General features: G+C 51.4%; 14 protein-coding genes. 8 read left to right on the top strand and 6 right to left on the bottom strand.

Annotation, left to right across the window (positions count from 1 at the left end):
• Window positions 1-7 precede the first annotated feature (7 nt).
• Window positions 8-1,696 (top strand): PTS fructose transporter subunit IIBC, encoded by a 1,689-nt coding sequence (gene fruA / locus FDX04_RS22290; protein WP_137350017.1) that lies wholly within the window; start codon window positions 8-10, stop codon window positions 1,694-1,696.
• Between the two features lie 146 nt (window positions 1,697-1,842).
• Entirely contained in the window at window positions 1,843-2,079 is a 237-nt protein-coding gene (locus FDX04_RS22285; protein ID WP_042307282.1) for a YgdI/YgdR family lipoprotein, read from the top strand.
• A 66-nt stretch (window positions 2,080-2,145) separates the two neighbouring features.
• Here the strand turns inward: FDX04_RS22285 and FDX04_RS22280 are convergent, their stop codons facing one another.
• Together FDX04_RS22280 and FDX04_RS22275 are read right to left on the bottom strand one after the other, a co-directional pair.
• Window positions 2,146-3,444, bottom strand: a complete 1,299-nt coding sequence (locus FDX04_RS22280; protein WP_079223422.1) for an anaerobic C4-dicarboxylate transporter — start codon at window positions 3,442-3,444, stop codon at window positions 2,146-2,148.
• 73 nt (window positions 3,445-3,517) lie between these two features.
• Complete coding sequence (locus FDX04_RS22275) at window positions 3,518-4,237, bottom strand: aspartate/glutamate racemase family protein (protein ID WP_137371479.1); 720 nt, start codon at window positions 4,235-4,237, stop codon at window positions 3,518-3,520.
• A 353-nt stretch (window positions 4,238-4,590) separates the two neighbouring features.
• On the opposite strand from FDX04_RS22275, the gene hypT reads away from it, so the two are divergent.
• The 4 genes from hypT to FDX04_RS22255 all read left to right on the top strand — a co-directional run bounded on the left by hypT (window position 4,591) and on the right by FDX04_RS22255 (window position 9,017).
• Window positions 4,591-5,502, top strand: coding sequence for a hypochlorite stress DNA-binding transcriptional regulator HypT (gene hypT, locus FDX04_RS22270; protein ID WP_079226151.1), 912 nt, complete (start codon window positions 4,591-4,593; stop codon window positions 5,500-5,502).
• Window positions 5,503-5,805: 303 nt separating this feature from the next.
• Complete coding sequence (locus FDX04_RS22265; protein ID WP_042307288.1) at window positions 5,806-6,747, top strand: pseudouridine kinase; 942 nt, start codon at window positions 5,806-5,808, stop codon at window positions 6,745-6,747.
• Window positions 6,735-7,670, top strand: coding sequence for a pseudouridine-5'-phosphate glycosidase (locus FDX04_RS22260; RefSeq protein ID WP_042307290.1), 936 nt, complete (start codon window positions 6,735-6,737; stop codon window positions 7,668-7,670). Before FDX04_RS22265 ends, FDX04_RS22260 begins: the two co-directional genes overlap by 13 nt.
• A gap of 96 nt (window positions 7,671-7,766) precedes the next feature.
• Window positions 7,767-9,017 carry a NupC/NupG family nucleoside CNT transporter gene (locus FDX04_RS22255; protein ID WP_137371478.1) on the top strand — a complete coding sequence of 417 codons (1,251 nt, stop codon included), beginning with the start codon at window positions 7,767-7,769 and terminating at the stop codon, window positions 9,015-9,017.
• Window positions 9,018-9,060: 43 nt separating this feature from the next.
• Here FDX04_RS22255 and FDX04_RS22250 read toward each other — a convergent pair whose 3' ends face one another.
• The 3 genes from FDX04_RS22250 to FDX04_RS22240 form a co-directional block, all read right to left on the bottom strand.
• The gene (locus FDX04_RS22250; RefSeq protein ID WP_061382074.1) at window positions 9,061-10,149 is read right to left on the bottom strand and encodes a sugar kinase; all 1,089 of its coding nucleotides are present in this window, start codon (window positions 10,147-10,149) and stop codon (window positions 9,061-9,063) included.
• Window positions 10,150-10,151: 2 nt separating this feature from the next.
• On the bottom strand, window positions 10,152-11,009 hold the full coding sequence (gene nfo / locus FDX04_RS22245) for a deoxyribonuclease IV (RefSeq protein WP_042307296.1): 858 nt from the start codon (window positions 11,007-11,009) through the stop codon (window positions 10,152-10,154).
• A gap of 65 nt (window positions 11,010-11,074) precedes the next feature.
• The gene (locus tag FDX04_RS22240) at window positions 11,075-12,124 is read right to left on the bottom strand and encodes a YeiH family protein (protein WP_137361776.1); all 1,050 of its coding nucleotides are present in this window, start codon (window positions 12,122-12,124) and stop codon (window positions 11,075-11,077) included.
• Window positions 12,125-12,368: 244 nt separating this feature from the next.
• Here FDX04_RS22240 and yieE point away from each other — a divergent pair, with 244 nt between their 5' ends.
• Both yieE and lysP read left to right on the top strand, forming a co-directional pair.
• On the top strand, window positions 12,369-13,250 hold the full coding sequence (yieE, locus tag FDX04_RS22235; RefSeq protein ID WP_079223428.1) for a DNA-binding transcriptional regulator YeiE: 882 nt from the start codon (window positions 12,369-12,371) through the stop codon (window positions 13,248-13,250).
• Window positions 13,251-13,445: 195 nt separating this feature from the next.
• Window positions 13,446-14,915: a lysine-specific permease gene (lysP, locus tag FDX04_RS22230; RefSeq protein WP_042307301.1), complete on the top strand. Its 1,470-nt coding sequence runs from the start codon at window positions 13,446-13,448 to the stop codon at window positions 14,913-14,915.
• 403 nt (window positions 14,916-15,318) lie between these two features.
• Here lysP and FDX04_RS24355 read toward each other — a convergent pair.
• On the bottom strand, window positions 15,319-15,552 hold a 234-nt coding region (locus tag FDX04_RS24355), incomplete at its 5' end, for a hypothetical protein (RefSeq protein WP_137371477.1).

The following is a 15,552-nucleotide window of genomic DNA, read 5'->3' as shown; positions in this document are numbered from 1 at the left end:
AGGCATAATGAAAACGCTGCTGATTATTGACGCTAATCTCGGCCAGGCTCGCGCTTACATGGCGAAAACCCTGCTTGGAGCGGCGGCGCAAAAAGCGCATCTGGAAATTATTGATAATCCGAATGATGCAGAACTGGCGATTGTTCTGGGCGACACGCTTCCTGCCGACAGCTCGCTGAACGGCAAAAAAGTTTGGCTCGGCGATATCGGTCGTGCGGTTGCGCATCCTGAACTCTTCCTCAGCGAAGCGAAAGGCCATGCAAAACCTTACAGCGCCCCGGTTGCGACAGCGCCTGTGGCCAGCAGTGGTCCAAAACGTGTGGTGGCGGTGACGGCGTGTCCGACCGGCGTTGCCCATACGTTTATGGCTGCTGAAGCTATTGAAACAGAAGCGAAAAAACGTGGCTGGTGGGTGAAGGTTGAAACCCGTGGCTCGGTCGGGGCAGGCAATGCCATTACCCCGGAAGAGGTGGCTCAAGCGGATCTGGTGATTGTGGCGGCTGACATTGAAGTTGATCTGGCCAAATTTGCCGGAAAACCAATGTACCGCACGTCTACTGGCCTGGCGCTGAAGAAAACGAAGCAGGAGCTGGACAAAGCGCTGGAAGAAGCTACGCCGTATCAGCCAACCGGCAAGGCGCAGTCTGCGGCAACCGAAGGTAAGAAAGAGAGCGCTGGCGCGTATCGTCACCTGCTGACGGGTGTGTCTTATATGCTGCCGATGGTGGTCGCTGGCGGTCTGTGTATTGCGCTCTCATTCGCCTTTGGTATTGAAGCGTTTAAAGAGCAGGGCACGCTGGCGGCGGCGCTGATGCAGATTGGCGGTGGTTCAGCCTTTGCGTTGATGGTGCCGGTTCTGGCGGGTTATATTGCATTTTCCATTGCTGACCGTCCGGGTCTGACGCCAGGTCTTATCGGCGGTATGCTGGCAGTGAGCACTGGTTCTGGCTTTATTGGCGGGATTATTGCCGGTTTCCTTGCCGGTTATGTGGCGAAGCTCATTAGTACCAGACTGAAACTCCCGCAGAGTATGGAAGCGCTGAAACCGATTCTGATCATTCCACTGCTTTCAAGCCTGGTGGTGGGCCTGGCCATGATCTACCTGATCGGTAAACCGGTAGCGGGCATTCTGGAAGGTCTGACCCACTGGCTGCAAACCATGGGTACGGCGAATGCGGTACTGCTCGGTGCGATTCTTGGCGGCATGATGTGTACCGATATGGGCGGCCCGGTTAATAAAGCGGCGTATGCTTTCGGTGTAGGTCTGCTGAGTACGCAAACTTATGCGCCGATGGCTGCCATTATGGCTGCGGGGATGGTACCTCCGCTGGCGCTGGGTCTGGCAACGCTGGTTGCACGTCGTAAGTTCGACAAAGCACAGCAAGAGGGCGGTAAAGCTGCGCTGGTGCTGGGCCTGTGCTTTATCACCGAAGGCGCAATCCCATTTGCCGCGCGTGACCCGATGCGCGTTCTGCCTTGCTGTATCGTTGGCGGCGCAATTACCGGTGCTCTCTCCATGGCGGTAGGGGCTAAGCTGATGGCGCCACACGGCGGTCTGTTCGTGCTGTTAATCCCTGGCGCAATTACGCCGGTGGTTGGCTACCTGCTGGCCATTATTGCCGGTACGCTGGTAGCCGGTCTCTCCTACGCGGTGCTGAAGCGCCCGGAAGCAGAGGTTGTGGCAAAGGCGGCCTGATTAAGAACTGAAATCCAGGGCAGAGAAATCTCTGCCCTTTTTTTATGCATTAACCCTTACCGTTACAGCATCGCCACAATAATCCATCCTGCCTTAAGCAAATTCGATAAAGTGCCTTTAAATCAAACTGGTCATGGAAATCGAATATGAAAAAAGCGCCCATTTTTGCTGTTCTGTCACTCGCGACGCTGCTGCTAACGGGGTGTTCAACTACCTGGGTGATGACAACAACGTCAGGTTCAACAATAGAGACGCAAGGCAAGCCTGAGCAAGACCCCGAGACAGGACTGACAAAATATGCTGACGCCTATGGCTATCACCGCGTGATTAAAAGCAGCGATGTGAAGCAAATAGATAAAGGTAAGACGGTATTGATGTGGTGAGTCGGGGCAAATGAGTAGAGAATCATTCAGGGGCGATATCTCTGTCGCGCCCCTGAATAAGACGGCTCAGGCAATCATTGGCGCGATGATGAAACCAAAAGCAACGCCAGCGACTATCCCACCCAGTCCCGGCAACATAAACGGGTGGTTTAAGACATACTTACCTACGCGCGTTGTCCCGGTGGTGTCGAACTCCATAGCCGCCAGTGAGGTCGGGTACGTTGGTAGAACAAATACGCCGGTCACAGCCACATAGGAAGCCAGAATAGCCCAGGTGGGAACGCCAAGTGCGACGGCAAGCGGGATAATCAACGGCGTGGTGGCTCCCTGTGAATAGAGCAACGCGCAGGTGCCAAACAATACCAGAGCCAACAGCATCGGGTAGGCCTGCAGAATATTGCCTGCGATGTCCTTAATTTCCGCCAGGTGCGCGTCAATGAACGTGGTTCCCAGCGTAACAATGCCGAGAATGACTGCCAGCGAACTCATCCCGGCGCGAAAAGTGGACGTCAGGACAATGGCATCTGTAGATGTTTTGCACAGCACCACCATCAGGCAAGCGGCAGCCAGCATGCAGATAATAATGATATCCCGCGTATTCATTGGGTTGCCAGCGTCAAACCCCGGACGTAACTGAGGGAATGCGGCAAGAATAACGATGAGCACCGTGGCCAGCATAAACAGGGCGACGGAAAGCCTTGCACCCGGCGTGATACTGTTTTGCCCTTCGTATTTACGCACCAGCCCTTTCTGCAGGCGTTCCAGATAGACCTCATCGTCTTCAAGCTCACACCCCTGGCGTGAAGCGATGAATGCGCCAACCATCGCGGCAACAAACGAGGCTGGCAGACATACGGCCATAACCTGGATAAAGCTGATGCCGTTACCTTCCATGATGGTCAACATCGCGGCCATTGCGGCGCTGATCGGCGAGCCGGATATCGCTACCTGGGATGCCACTACGGAGCCTGCGAGCGTACGAGAAGGGCGGATACCCGACTCTTTCGCAACTTCTGCAATCACCGGCAGGGTTGAAAATACAATGAAACCTGTTCCCGCCATTATGGTCATCGACCAGGTGATAATCGGTGCAATGACATTGATATATTTAGGATTACGACGCATAAAGTTGCCGGCAATGCGTACCAGATAATCCATGCCTCCGGCTGCCTGTAGCGCTGATGCCGCCACAACCACCGTCATAATAATAAGAATGACGTCCACAGGCGGTGAGCCAATTTTTAGATCAAATCCCAGGGTTAAAATAGCCAGCCCCAGCCCGCCGCATAAACCGATACCAATTCCGCCGAGGCGGATACCGAAAAATATTGCGCCCAATACTACGATAATTTCCAACCAAAGCATAATGGCCTCCGCCAGATAATAATTTGCTATAAGAATGGCTTTTATTAAATGTGATGATTAAATGGTGGTTTTTTTATTGCGCCAGAAGGTGGCTTTTTCCAACGCGTTTTTCATACCACTTGATTCCGGCACGAACCAACGAACCGGTTGAATCAATATATTTGGCTGGTGATTTCTTGATGGCTTCAGCAAGGATGACGGGAACTTCAGTACATCCCAGAACGATGACTTCCGCGCCGCGTGAGAAAAGTGCTTCAGCCTGTTCATTCATTAATTTTTGTGCTTGCTTAACATCGCCAGCTTTCAGGCAATAAATGCTTTCCATTACTTTTTCCTGGCTGGAGGAATCAGGGCTGACGCAGGTTAACCCAAGAGATTCTATACCTTTTTGGTAAAGGCCCATGTACAACGTGGCGTTGGTGGCAAGCAGTCCGATGCGCGATTTTCCGCAGTTTCTAACCTCACTAAGGGTTGTCTCCACAATACTGAGCAACTCTGTATGACAGGATTCTTTTAACTCTTTAAACCAAAAGTGGGCGGTATTACACGGGATCACAATACACTCCGCGCCAGCATCTTCGAGTTTATGCATATAATCGCGCATGGCCGGAAGAGGGGAATTACCATGACGCATTAATGCGTCAGTTCGGTCGGGTATATCAGGAATGGATGAAATAAATAGTGGGATATGTTCCTGATCGCGTTGCGCTGCGGTAAAGGTGACGAATTTATTAAATAGATCGACGGTTGCAGCAGGTCCCATACCACCAAGTACACCAATTAAACCTTTCACGATATATACCTCATTTCACCGTTAAATAATATTCAGGCTGTGTTTTGTCTTGCCCTAATGTTTAACAGCAGAGCGTTGCGAGGAGAAATGCAATAATGTTTGTCTTAATGCAAAAACTGCATGACTGTAGTTTTTTACGCCATCCTATGGGGTTAGGATAGCGTGGCAAGCCTGAAGTTCTGCAAGCAGAGTAGGGTTGTGGCTGAAGGGTGACGCTGACATGTTAATGTCAAAAACGAAGGTTTGATGCAAAAAACGAATCATCGTGGGCTGATCGTCAATATCATCTCTGGAATTCTTCAGGCATGATGTTTTTAGGCTCATCAACATATTTAAACATCCGTGTGACAGGTATGAAAAATATTGAGACAAAATGGTTATATGATTTTCTGACGCTGGAGGCATGCCGTCATTTTTCCCAGGCTGCGGAGGAGCGCAATATATCTCAGCCGGCATTTAGCCGGAGGATCAAAGCGCTCGAATCAGCCGTGGGGGTGCAGCTGTTTGATCGCACGACGACACCGCTACAACTCACGGAGGAGGGTAAGTTATTCCATTCGCAAACGCGTAGCCTGCTACAACAGCTGGAATGTAATCTGGACGAACTCAGTGGTCACAATCTGCTTGGGGTACCCAATATAAAAATCGCGGCAGCGCATTCTTTGTCGCTGACCATGTTGCCCCGGTTAGTGCATTCAATGGCGGCCTGGGGGGAAGAATTTGTCTGGCACGTCGAGGCGATTGATGTGGTGCAAGCGGTGAATACCCTGCGCGAGGGGAAAAGTGATTTTATTATCTCGTTTCGTGATGAAGATTTAATGCAGTCACCTTTCTGTGGCTTGAAGGTTTTTGAGTCTGAGCTTTATCCCGTCTGTGCCACCGATGGTCAGGGGAACGCGTTGTTTGATATCTATCAGCCGCAGGCGCCGATTCTGAACTATACCAGCACATCCTACATGGGAAGATTGGTAAACCGTCAGTTGGCGGAAGTAGGCGGCATTTCAGCACGTACGTTGTTTATGTCTTCGATGAGTGAGTTGTTGAAAAACATGGCGCTGGATGGGCATGGCATCGCCTGGCTACCAGCGTGGTCGATCGTCAACGAGCTGCGTGATAAGCGTCTGGTGCGTCTGGAGACACCTGAGCTGATGGTGCCAATTCAGGCCTATATTTACCGGATGGACACGCGATTGAATAAAACGGCTGAACATTTCTGGCGTATTTTGTACAACCATATGCCAGAGGACCTGGTTTCGCTTACCTGAGACGCGCCAGCTTGCCAGGCGCATCTGAAAAATCTCCGGTTATGCCGGAGTTATACTTTTTAGTCTGCTTAATTTGTGTACTGCCTCTCATTTCCTCTCTCCCTTACAAACTGTATCTATAAAAAATTGTGATTCTGTTCATATCTATTGGTTTTAGATCTTGCAGATGGGTTTACTTTGTCAAAAACCTGCTTACTATAAACACATGTTAGATATTGAACATATGCTCTAATAATTTTGTGTGTGGCGGTGGTTATTCTTAACGAACTCATTAGTGGCAAGATAATTGCCAGGGGACGTGCTATGCGTGAAAAGGAATACATAGTAACTATTGGCTCGGCCAATATGGATGTTGCTGGGTATTCGCATGCTTCTCTAAATTATGCGGATTCGAATCCAGGAAAGATAAAATTCACCCCCGGCGGAGTTGGACGCAACATTGCACATAATCTCGCGCTGCTGGGTAAAAATTCGTGGTTACTGACTGCGGTTGGTAATGATTTTTATGGTCAATCGTTATTGGCGCAAACTAATCTATCCGGAGTACATGTTGATAAGTGTCTTATCGTTCCTGGAGAGAATACATCGAGTTATTTATCTCTGCTTGATAACACCGGTGAAATGCTGGTTGCCATTAATGATATGAGTATCACTGAACATATTTCACCGGGTTTTTTATCGCAGCAGCATGATTTTATTCGGCAGGCGAAAGTTATCGTCGCCGATTGCAATATCAGCGAAGATGCCCTGGCATGGGTACTGGAAAATGCCGGAGATGTTCCGGTGTTTGTCGACCCGGTATCGGCATGGAAGTGCGTCAAAATTCGTGAGCGGCTTGGACAAATTCACACCCTCAAACCTAACCGGCTTGAAGCCGAAACGCTGAGCGGTATTGCGCTTTCCGGGCGTGATGATGTTGGCAAAGTTGCCGCCTGGTTTCACGATCGCGGCTTAAATCGCCTGGTGCTCAGTATGGGCGGTGATGGAGTTTATTACAGTGATATTGCGGGGGATTGCGGTTGGTCGCTGCCGATTAAAACTCACGTCATTAATGTTACTGGGGCTGGCGATGCGATGATGGCGGGACTGGCTTCCTGCTGGGTAGACGGCATGCCCTTTATTGATTCGGTTCGATTTGCGCAGGGTTGTTCATCAATGGCGTTAGCCTGTGAATATACCAATAACCCTGATTTGTCTGTTGCGAATGTTATCTCAATCGTGGAGAACACAGAATGTCTGAATTAACTCTTTCCTCTGAATTATTACAAATATCTCCAGAAGTACAGGAAGCATTAAACGGTAAAAAACCGATTGTTGCCCTCGAATCAACCATTATTTCTCATGGTATGCCATTTCCGCAGAATGCCCAGACCGCTATTGAAGTCGAAGAAACTATTCGTAAACATGGGGCAGTTCCTGCGACCATTGCTATTATTGGCGGGGTAATGAAAGTTGGTTTAAGCAAAGATGAAATTGAGTTGCTTGGGAGAGAGGGACATAGCGTTACTAAAGTCAGTCGTCGTGATTTACCATTTGTGGTTGCTGCAGGAAAAAATGGTGCGACGACAGTTGCCTCAACCATGATTATTGCCTCCCTGGCTGGAATTAAAGTATTTGCAACGGGCGGGATTGGTGGTGTTCATCGTGGTGCTGAACATACCTTTGATATTTCCGCGGATCTGCAAGAACTGGCGCATACCAATGTCACGGTAATTTGTGCCGGCGCGAAATCTATTCTTGATCTCGGTTTAACGACCGAATATTTAGAAACCTTTGGCGTGCCGTTAATTGGATATCAGACCAACGCGTTGCCGGCATTTTTCTGCCGAACCAGTCCGTTTGAGGTCAGTATTCGTTTGGACAGCGCAAAAGAGATTGCCCGTGCCATGGCGGTGAAATGGCAGACAGGTCTCGATGGCGGTCTGGTTGTTGCAAACCCAATCCCAGAGCAGTTTGCGATGGCTGAAGAGAAAATTAATGCGGCAATCGATCGGGCGGTAAAAGAAGCGGAAGAGCAGGGTGTTGTGGGCAAAGAGAGTACGCCGTTCCTGCTGGCGCGCGTTGCGGAGCTGACCGGTGGTGACAGCCTGAAATCAAATATTCAGCTGGTGTTCAACAACGCGGTACTGGCTTGTGAAATTGCGAAGGAGTATCAACGCCTCGCCTGACCAAATTTTCCGGGCAGAATGCGGTCGCCCGCGGATAGCAAACCTACCAAAACCTGGCGGTAACGCCGGGTTTCCTGGCATGAAGGGAATTTCATTATGGATATAATGAGAAGTGTTGTGGGTATGGTGGTATTACTGACTATCGCGTTTCTGCTGTCAGTAAATAAAAAGCGTATTAGTCTGCGTACGGTCGGGGCAGCACTGGTGCTGCAAATTGCAATCGGCGGCATTATGCTCTATTTCCCGCCGGGGAAATGGCTGGTTGAACAGGCCGCGCTCGGTGTCCACAAGGTGATGTCATACAGTGACGCGGGTAGTGCATTTATCTTTGGCTCCCTGGTCGGGCCAAAAATGGATGTGCTGTTTGACGGAGCCGGGTTTATCTTCGCCTTTCGGGTGCTCCCGGCCATCATTTTTGTGACCGCGCTGATCAGTCTACTCTACTACATTGGCGTGATGGGGCTGTTGATCCGCATCCTTGGCGGTATTTTCCAGAAAGCGTTGAACATCAGTAAGATCGAGTCATTTGTCGCAGTAACCACGATTTTCCTCGGGCAAAACGAGATCCCGGCGATCGTCAAACCGTTTATTGACCGGCTGAATCGCAATGAGCTATTTACCGCTATCTGTAGCGGGATGGCCTCGATTGCTGGCTCAATGATGATTGGTTACGCTGGAATGGGCGTTCCGATTGACTATCTGCTGGCGGCATCGTTGATGGCAATCCCTGGTGGTATTTTATTTGCGCGTATGCTGAGTCCGGCAACTGAAGAATCTCGCGTCACCTTTGAGAACCTGTCATTTACCGAAACGCCGCCGAAAAGCATCATCGAAGCAGCGGCGAGCGGGGCGATGACCGGGCTGAAAATTGCCGCAGGCGTGGCGACGGTAGTAATGGCATTTGTCGCCATTATCGCGCTGATTAACGGCATTATCGGCGGAATTGGTGGTTGGTTTGGTTTTGGTCACGCCACCCTGGAAGGAATCTTCGGCTGGCTACTTGCACCGCTGGCTTGGATTATGGGCGTGGACTGGAGCGATGCGACGCTGGCAGGTAGCCTGATTGGTCAGAAGCTGGCAATCAACGAGTTTGTCGCGTATCTCAACTTCTCGCCGTATCTGCAAACCGGCGGGACACTGGATGTGAAGACCATTGCGATTATTTCGTTTGCGCTGTGCGGGTTCGCTAACTTTGGTTCGATTGGTGTTGTTGTCGGCGCATTTTCGGCGATAGCGCCACAGCGTGCTCCAGAAATCGCGCAGCTTGGAATGCGCGCGCTGGCAGCAGCAACGCTGTCAAACCTGATGAGCGCCACCATAGCGGGTTTCTTTATCGGTATAGCATAGTGAGAGCAATGCCGGATAAGCGTGGCGCTATCCGGCATTACATTTAAGCTGTTTGCAGCAAATATAAGGCGTTATCTGCCGAGAGGGTTGGGTTGTTGATGCTGACGCTGGCTCGCGATAATGCCGCGCAGGCCATGGCAAAGTGAGCGCTTTCACGAAACTCGCTACCTTCCAGAAAGCTGTACAGCAATCCCGCCATAAAAGCGTCATCGGCGCCAAAACTGTCTACGATCGTATGATCAGGAGGTGTCAGTAAAAACTGTTCTCCGTCCTTTTCGCTGCAAAAAACGGAATCATCTTCCAGGCAGACAAAGATCCGTTTTACACCTTGCTGATGCAGACTATTGACGGCCAGTATGCGATCAGCATCTGAATGGATAGGTTGGCCCCACAAAATCGCCAGCTCTTTCTGCGTTGGTTTAAGCGTATGAATACGCTTAAACCATGTCTTCATTTTTGCCGCTTTGAACTCTGAAACGGTGTCAATGAATACGGGAATATCATCAGCAATCGTAAAGACCCACTCAATGGCTTCGGCGGTCAGATTGCAATCTGCCAGTACGACACCGGAATGGCGGATCAAATCTCGCGACCCGTTCAGCAACTGTGGCGTTAATTGCTGCAGGATATGGGTATCGTTAATTGCCAGTACGGTTTCTTCCTGCTGATTAGCGATCGACAGGTAGGTTGAGGTGTTATGCCCATGCAGGCGTATGCAACTTGCAACGTTTACACCGGCCTGACGCGTTTGTTCCAGCAATGTTTCCCCATAGAAATCGCTGCCAACAGCGGAAATTAAGTGAACGTCACGGCCCAGCAGCGCCAGGTTGTGGGCGATGTTGCGTCCTACGCCGCCTGCCGAGCAGTGAATGCTGCCAGGATTAGAAGCAGCCTGAGGATAGTGGATGTCTGCAACACCACGAATATCCATGTTGATTGCCCCGACAACCACGCAATAATCCTGTTCGGTAAGGATATAACCTTTACCTTTGATCATGCCTTTACGCATCAAATCCATAATATGCGCAGCGACGCGTGAACGGCTTATCTGCAGAATATCGGCGATTTCATTCTGCTGAATCAACGGATTGCGACGCAGGATCTTAAGGATCTGCTTTTCCCTGTCGTTCATAATTACGCCACCGCTTGTTCTGTTTGCTGGGCTTTCAGCCAGGCAATCTCTTCTGCCCAGATATCCGGATTAATCGTTTCCAGCACCAGCGGAATGCCGTCAAAACGACTATCCTGCATGATCCAACGGAAAGCGTCGTGGCCAATATTCCCTTCACCTAAGCTGTGGTGGCGGTCGACGCGACTGCCAAAGGTGCTCTTGGCGTCGTTCAGGTGCATACCCCGTAAATAGTTGAAACCGACAATACGTTCAAATTCCGCAAACGTCTTTTCGCATTCCTCGACGGAACGTAAATCGTAACCGGCAGCGAAAGCGTGGCAGGTATCAATACAGACGCCAACACGGGATTTATCTTCAACACCATCAATAATGGCGGCAAGGTGCTCAAACTTAAATCCGAGATTGCTGCCCTGTCCGGCGGTATTTTCGATAACTGCCGTAACCCCCTGGGTCTGAGCGAGGGCGATGTTGATAGATTCAGCAATACGCGCCAGACATTCATCTTCCGGGATCTGCATCAAATGGCTGCCCGGATGAAAGTTGAGCAGCGATAAACCGAGCAGCTCACAACGCTGCATTTCATCGATAAACGCATCGCGTGACTTTTCCAGTGCCTCGCTGACCGGGTGACCGAGGTTAATCAGATAGCTGTCGTGAGGCAGGATCTGGGCGGAAGTATAGTGATACTTCTCGCAAGCAGACTTGAAATCATCAATGATTTCAGTGGTCAGCGGCGCGGCGCGCCACTGACGCTGATTTTTGGTGAACAGGGCGAATGCGGTAGCTTCAATTTCTGCGGCCCGAATAGCGGCGTTAGCCAGACCGCCAGCGGCGCTTACGTGCGCTCCAATATATTTCATAAATTAAACCCGCCATACTCAAAAGGGGAGAGTATAGCGGGTTAAGGGAAGTGAGTCGTGATCGTTTATGCCATCAGCGCGTGGATAGCGACGTTAATCGCACCACCACCCACAATCAACCAGACAAACAGCAGTAGCGCCATTAGTAACGGTTTGGCACCGGCTTTTTTCAGGGCGCTCACGTGAGTGGTTAGCCCCAGTGCGGCCATTGCCATTGCCAGCAGCACGGTATCCAGCGTCACCAGCATACTCACTACCGACTGCGGCAGCAGGTGGAAAGAGTTAAAAATCGCCACCACAATGAACAGGATGGCAAACCATGGAATAGTGATTTTGCTCTTCTCACCACCTGTTGCCGGAGACAGTTGTTTTACTCGTGCGGCCAACAGGATGAGGAACGGCGCCAGCATCATGACGCGCAGCATTTTGGCAATCACCGCGGCGTTTTCAGCATCCGGGTTAATGGCGTGTCCGGCGGCAACAACCTGCGCAACCTCATGCATGGTGGAGCCAATGTAAATGCCGTAGGTTTCTGGACTAAACCAGTGCGCCAACAGCGGATACATCGCCGGATACAGGAAGATAGCGATAGTACCGAAGATGACCACGGTGGCGACGGCAACCGTCACTTTACTGGCTTCCGCTTTCACCACTGGTTCAGTTGCCAGCACGGCGGCGGCACCACAAATGCTGCTCCCCGCGCCAATCAGCCAACTGGTGTGTCGGTCCAGACCAAACACTTTCTGCCCCAGGAAGCAGGCAATCATAAAGGTGCTGCTGAGCGTTAACACATCAATTACGATACCGCTGACGCCGACGTCAGCAATTTGCGCGAAGGTGAGGCGGAAACCGTAGAGGATAATCCCCAGGCGTAATAAATGTTGTTTGGCAAACAGCACGCCGCCATCGCAGCTTTTCCAGATTTGTGGATACACGGTGTTGCCGATAACCATCCCAAACAAGATGGCTAAGGTGAGGGCGCTGAACCCGGCACCAGCGACGGCGGGAATGGATCCCCCCCATAAGGCGGCCCCAGTGATAACTGCACTCAGGGCAAGCCCCGGAATAAAATGCCACGCTGTACGACGATGAGTCTGTAAGGTGAGTTCTGTCATATCCTTCTCCTTTATCTGGGTAAAAGAGTACGGCGATGTGGTTTAAAAATAAAATTGATTATATATTTATAATTAATCTATATAAGTGGTATAACCGTCATACTTCAAGTTGCATGTGCGTTGGCTGCGCTCGTTCACCCCAGTCACGTACTTAAGTACGCTCCCGGGGATGCTCTCTCTTGCCGCCTTCCTGCAACTCGAATTATTTAGGGTATAAGTAACGGATATCCGGTGGAAAACGACTATGCATATCACCCTGCGACAACTTGAAGTGTTTGCTGAGGTACTGAAAAGCGGCTCGACAACCCAGGCATCTGTCATGCTGGCATTGTCGCAGTCGGCAGTGAGTGCGGCGCTTACCGATCTGGAAGGGCAGCTTGGCGTACAGCTGTTTGATCGCGTTGGCAAGCGGTTGGTGGTCAATGAGCACGGGCGCTTACTCTACCCGCGCGCGTTGGCGTTACTTGAGCAAACGATAGAAATCGAACAGCTTTTTCGTGAGGATAATGGCGCGATTCGCGTCTATGCCAGTAGCACCATTGGCAACTATATTTTGCCCGCCATGATCGCCCGTTATCGCCATGATTTCCCGGATTTGCCGCTGGAGCTGAGCGTGGGTAACAGCCAGGATGTGATCAACGCTGTCCTGGATTTTCGCGTAGATATTGGGTTGATCGAAGGGCCGTGCCACAGCACAGAAATTATCTCTGAACCATGGCTGGAGGACGAACTGGTGGTGTTTGCCGCCCCGTCTTCGCCGCTAACAAAAGGCCCCGTGACGCTGGATCAACTGGCTGCTTCGCCGTGGATCTTACGTGAGCGAGGTTCCGGTACGCGTGAACTGGTAGATTACCTGTTGCTATCGCATCTGCCGAGATTCCAGATGGCGATGGAGTTGGGTAACTCCGAGGCCATTAAGCATGCGGTGCGCCATGGACTCGGTATCAGCTGTTTGTCGCGTCGAGTCATTGCAGAACAGTTACAGGCGGGCACGCTGAGTGAAGTTCCCGTGCCGCTGCCGCGTTTAGTTCGCACGCTCTGGCGCGTTCATCATCGACAAAAACATCTCTCTAACGCCATTACGCGCTTTTTACATTACAGCGACCAGGTTGCGCAGGGCGAATAACGCCCTCACTGGCGTAATATCACCTCTATGCATAATGGCGGTTTCGTCTTCACCGCCATGCTCCGCCCATTTTCTGCTTTACTTATAATCCGCGGCCAGTCATGAAGGTCTCTTATAACAGTGCATTTGTGCCGGAAGAAAGCCGTTTCGTCTGCTACAATCGCGCCTCATTTTTTGGATGGATAGCATTTTCACATGGTTTCCGAAACTAAAACCACAGAAGCGCCCACGCTACGTCGTGAACTGAAGGCGCGTCACCTGACGATGATTGCCATCGGAGGCTCCATCGGTACAGGTCTTTTCGTTGCATCTGGTGCAACTATTTCTGCGGCGGGTCCTGGCGGCGCGTTGTTCTCGTATATTTTGATTGGTCTGATGGTGTATTTTCTGATGACCAGTCTCGGTGAACTGGCTGCCTATATGCCGGTTTCTGGTTCGTTCTCCACCTACGGTCAGAACTATGTAGAAGAAGGCTTCGGCTTCGCGCTGGGCTGGAACTACTGGTACAACTGGGCGGTGACAATTGCCGTTGACCTGGTGGCCGCACAGCTGGTGATGAGCTGGTGGTTCCCGGACACGCCAGGCTGGATCTGGAGTGCACTGTTTCTCGGCGTTATCTTCCTGCTGAACTACATTTCCGTGCGCGGGTTTGGCGAAGCGGAGTACTGGTTCTCACTGATCAAAGTAACCACCGTGATTATCTTTATCGTGGTTGGCGTGATGATGATTGTCGGTATCTTCAAAGGTGCTCAGCCGGTAGGCTGGAGCAACTGGACGACCGGTGATGCGCCGTTTGCCGGTGGTTTTGCCGCGATGATTGGCGTGGCGATGATTGTCGGCTTCTCTTTCCAGGGAACTGAGCTTATCGGTATCGCGGCAGGGGAATCGGAAGATCCTGAGAAGAATATTCCACGCGCGGTGCGTCAGGTGTTCTGGCGAATCCTGCTGTTCTATGTGTTCGCGATTTTGATTATCAGCCTGATCATTCCGTACACCGATCCAAGCCTGCTGCGTAACGATGTGAAAGACATTAGCGTTAGCCCGTTCACGCTGGTATTCCAGCACGCGGGTCTGCTGTCTGCGGCGGCGGTAATGAACGCGGTTATCCTGACGGCGGTACTGTCTGCGGGTAACTCCGGGATGTATGCTTCTACACGTATGCTTTACACCCTGGCCTGTGACGGTAAAGCGCCGCGTATTTTCGCCAAACTGTCTCGAGGTGGTGTGCCGCGTAATGCACTGTATGCAACTACGGTGGTGGCGGGGCTGTGCTTCCTGACCTCAATGTTTGGTAACCAGACCGTATACCTGTGGCTGCTGAATACTTCCGGGATGACGGGCTTTATCGCCTGGTTAGGGATTGCTATCAGCCATTATCGTTTCCGTCGTGGTTATGTGCTGCAAGGACACGATGTGAAGGATCTGCCGTATCGTTCTGGCTTCTTCCCGCTGGGGCCGATCTTTGCCTTCGTGCTGTGCCTGATCATCACTCTGGGTCAGAACTACGAAGCGTTCCTGAAGGACAGCATTGACTGGGGGGGGGTGATGGCAACCTATATCGGTATCCCACTGTTCCTGATTATCTGGTTTGGTTACAAGCTGACGAAAGGTACTCATTTCGTTCGCTACAGCGAAATGAAATTCCCTGGACGCGTGAAGAAGTAATCTTGTACCTGATGGCACCGTGCTAATCCGACCTACGTAAGATAGTGTAGGTCGGATAAGCCCTCCATGCTGCCATCCGGCAGACAATAACCCCCCCCGCTACTCACCATGTTCAGTTAACATCTCAGTTTCAGAAAGCATCAACATGTGTTGGCGGGATAATGAACATGCTCTCTCTGAGAAAGGGTTCCGTTCACCTCAGCCGTATCGCTTCTCTGTACACTGAACGCCAGTGAACGTGTTAAGGGTGCTATCGCCGCACCCTTAACAATCCCGGCTCCCGGCAGGAAAATTGTTGCTGCGCAATACCCTCCGCTTATTCCTTCAGGCTACCGGGCCGGGCGCGAGGTAGCGTCCTTGCAAAGCGCGCCCTGAGCCAGCATCCATGCAGGCTCTCCCGGCCTTACGGAAACACGTCGGCAATTTTCAGCCGGACCAGCCCACACCTCACCATCTGAGTTTTTTGGTCTGAACAGCAAAACAGATTTAACTGGAAGTCAGAGCGTTGAAGCGATGACTCCGGTCCGGCTGAAAATCGATGAGTCGTTGACGGCTGACCGGGTCTGCCCGCAGGGATGCGGGCAGAGGGGATGGCCTGCAGGGACGCAGGCTCGGCCCCGACCCGACAGGCAGACGG

Source organism: Citrobacter sp. wls615 (assembly GCF_005281355.1).
GTDB lineage: Bacteria > Pseudomonadota > Gammaproteobacteria > Enterobacterales > Enterobacteriaceae > Citrobacter > Citrobacter werkmanii.
Note: the sequence above shows the minus strand (reverse complement) of the source record. Positions and strands in the feature narration are given on the sequence as shown.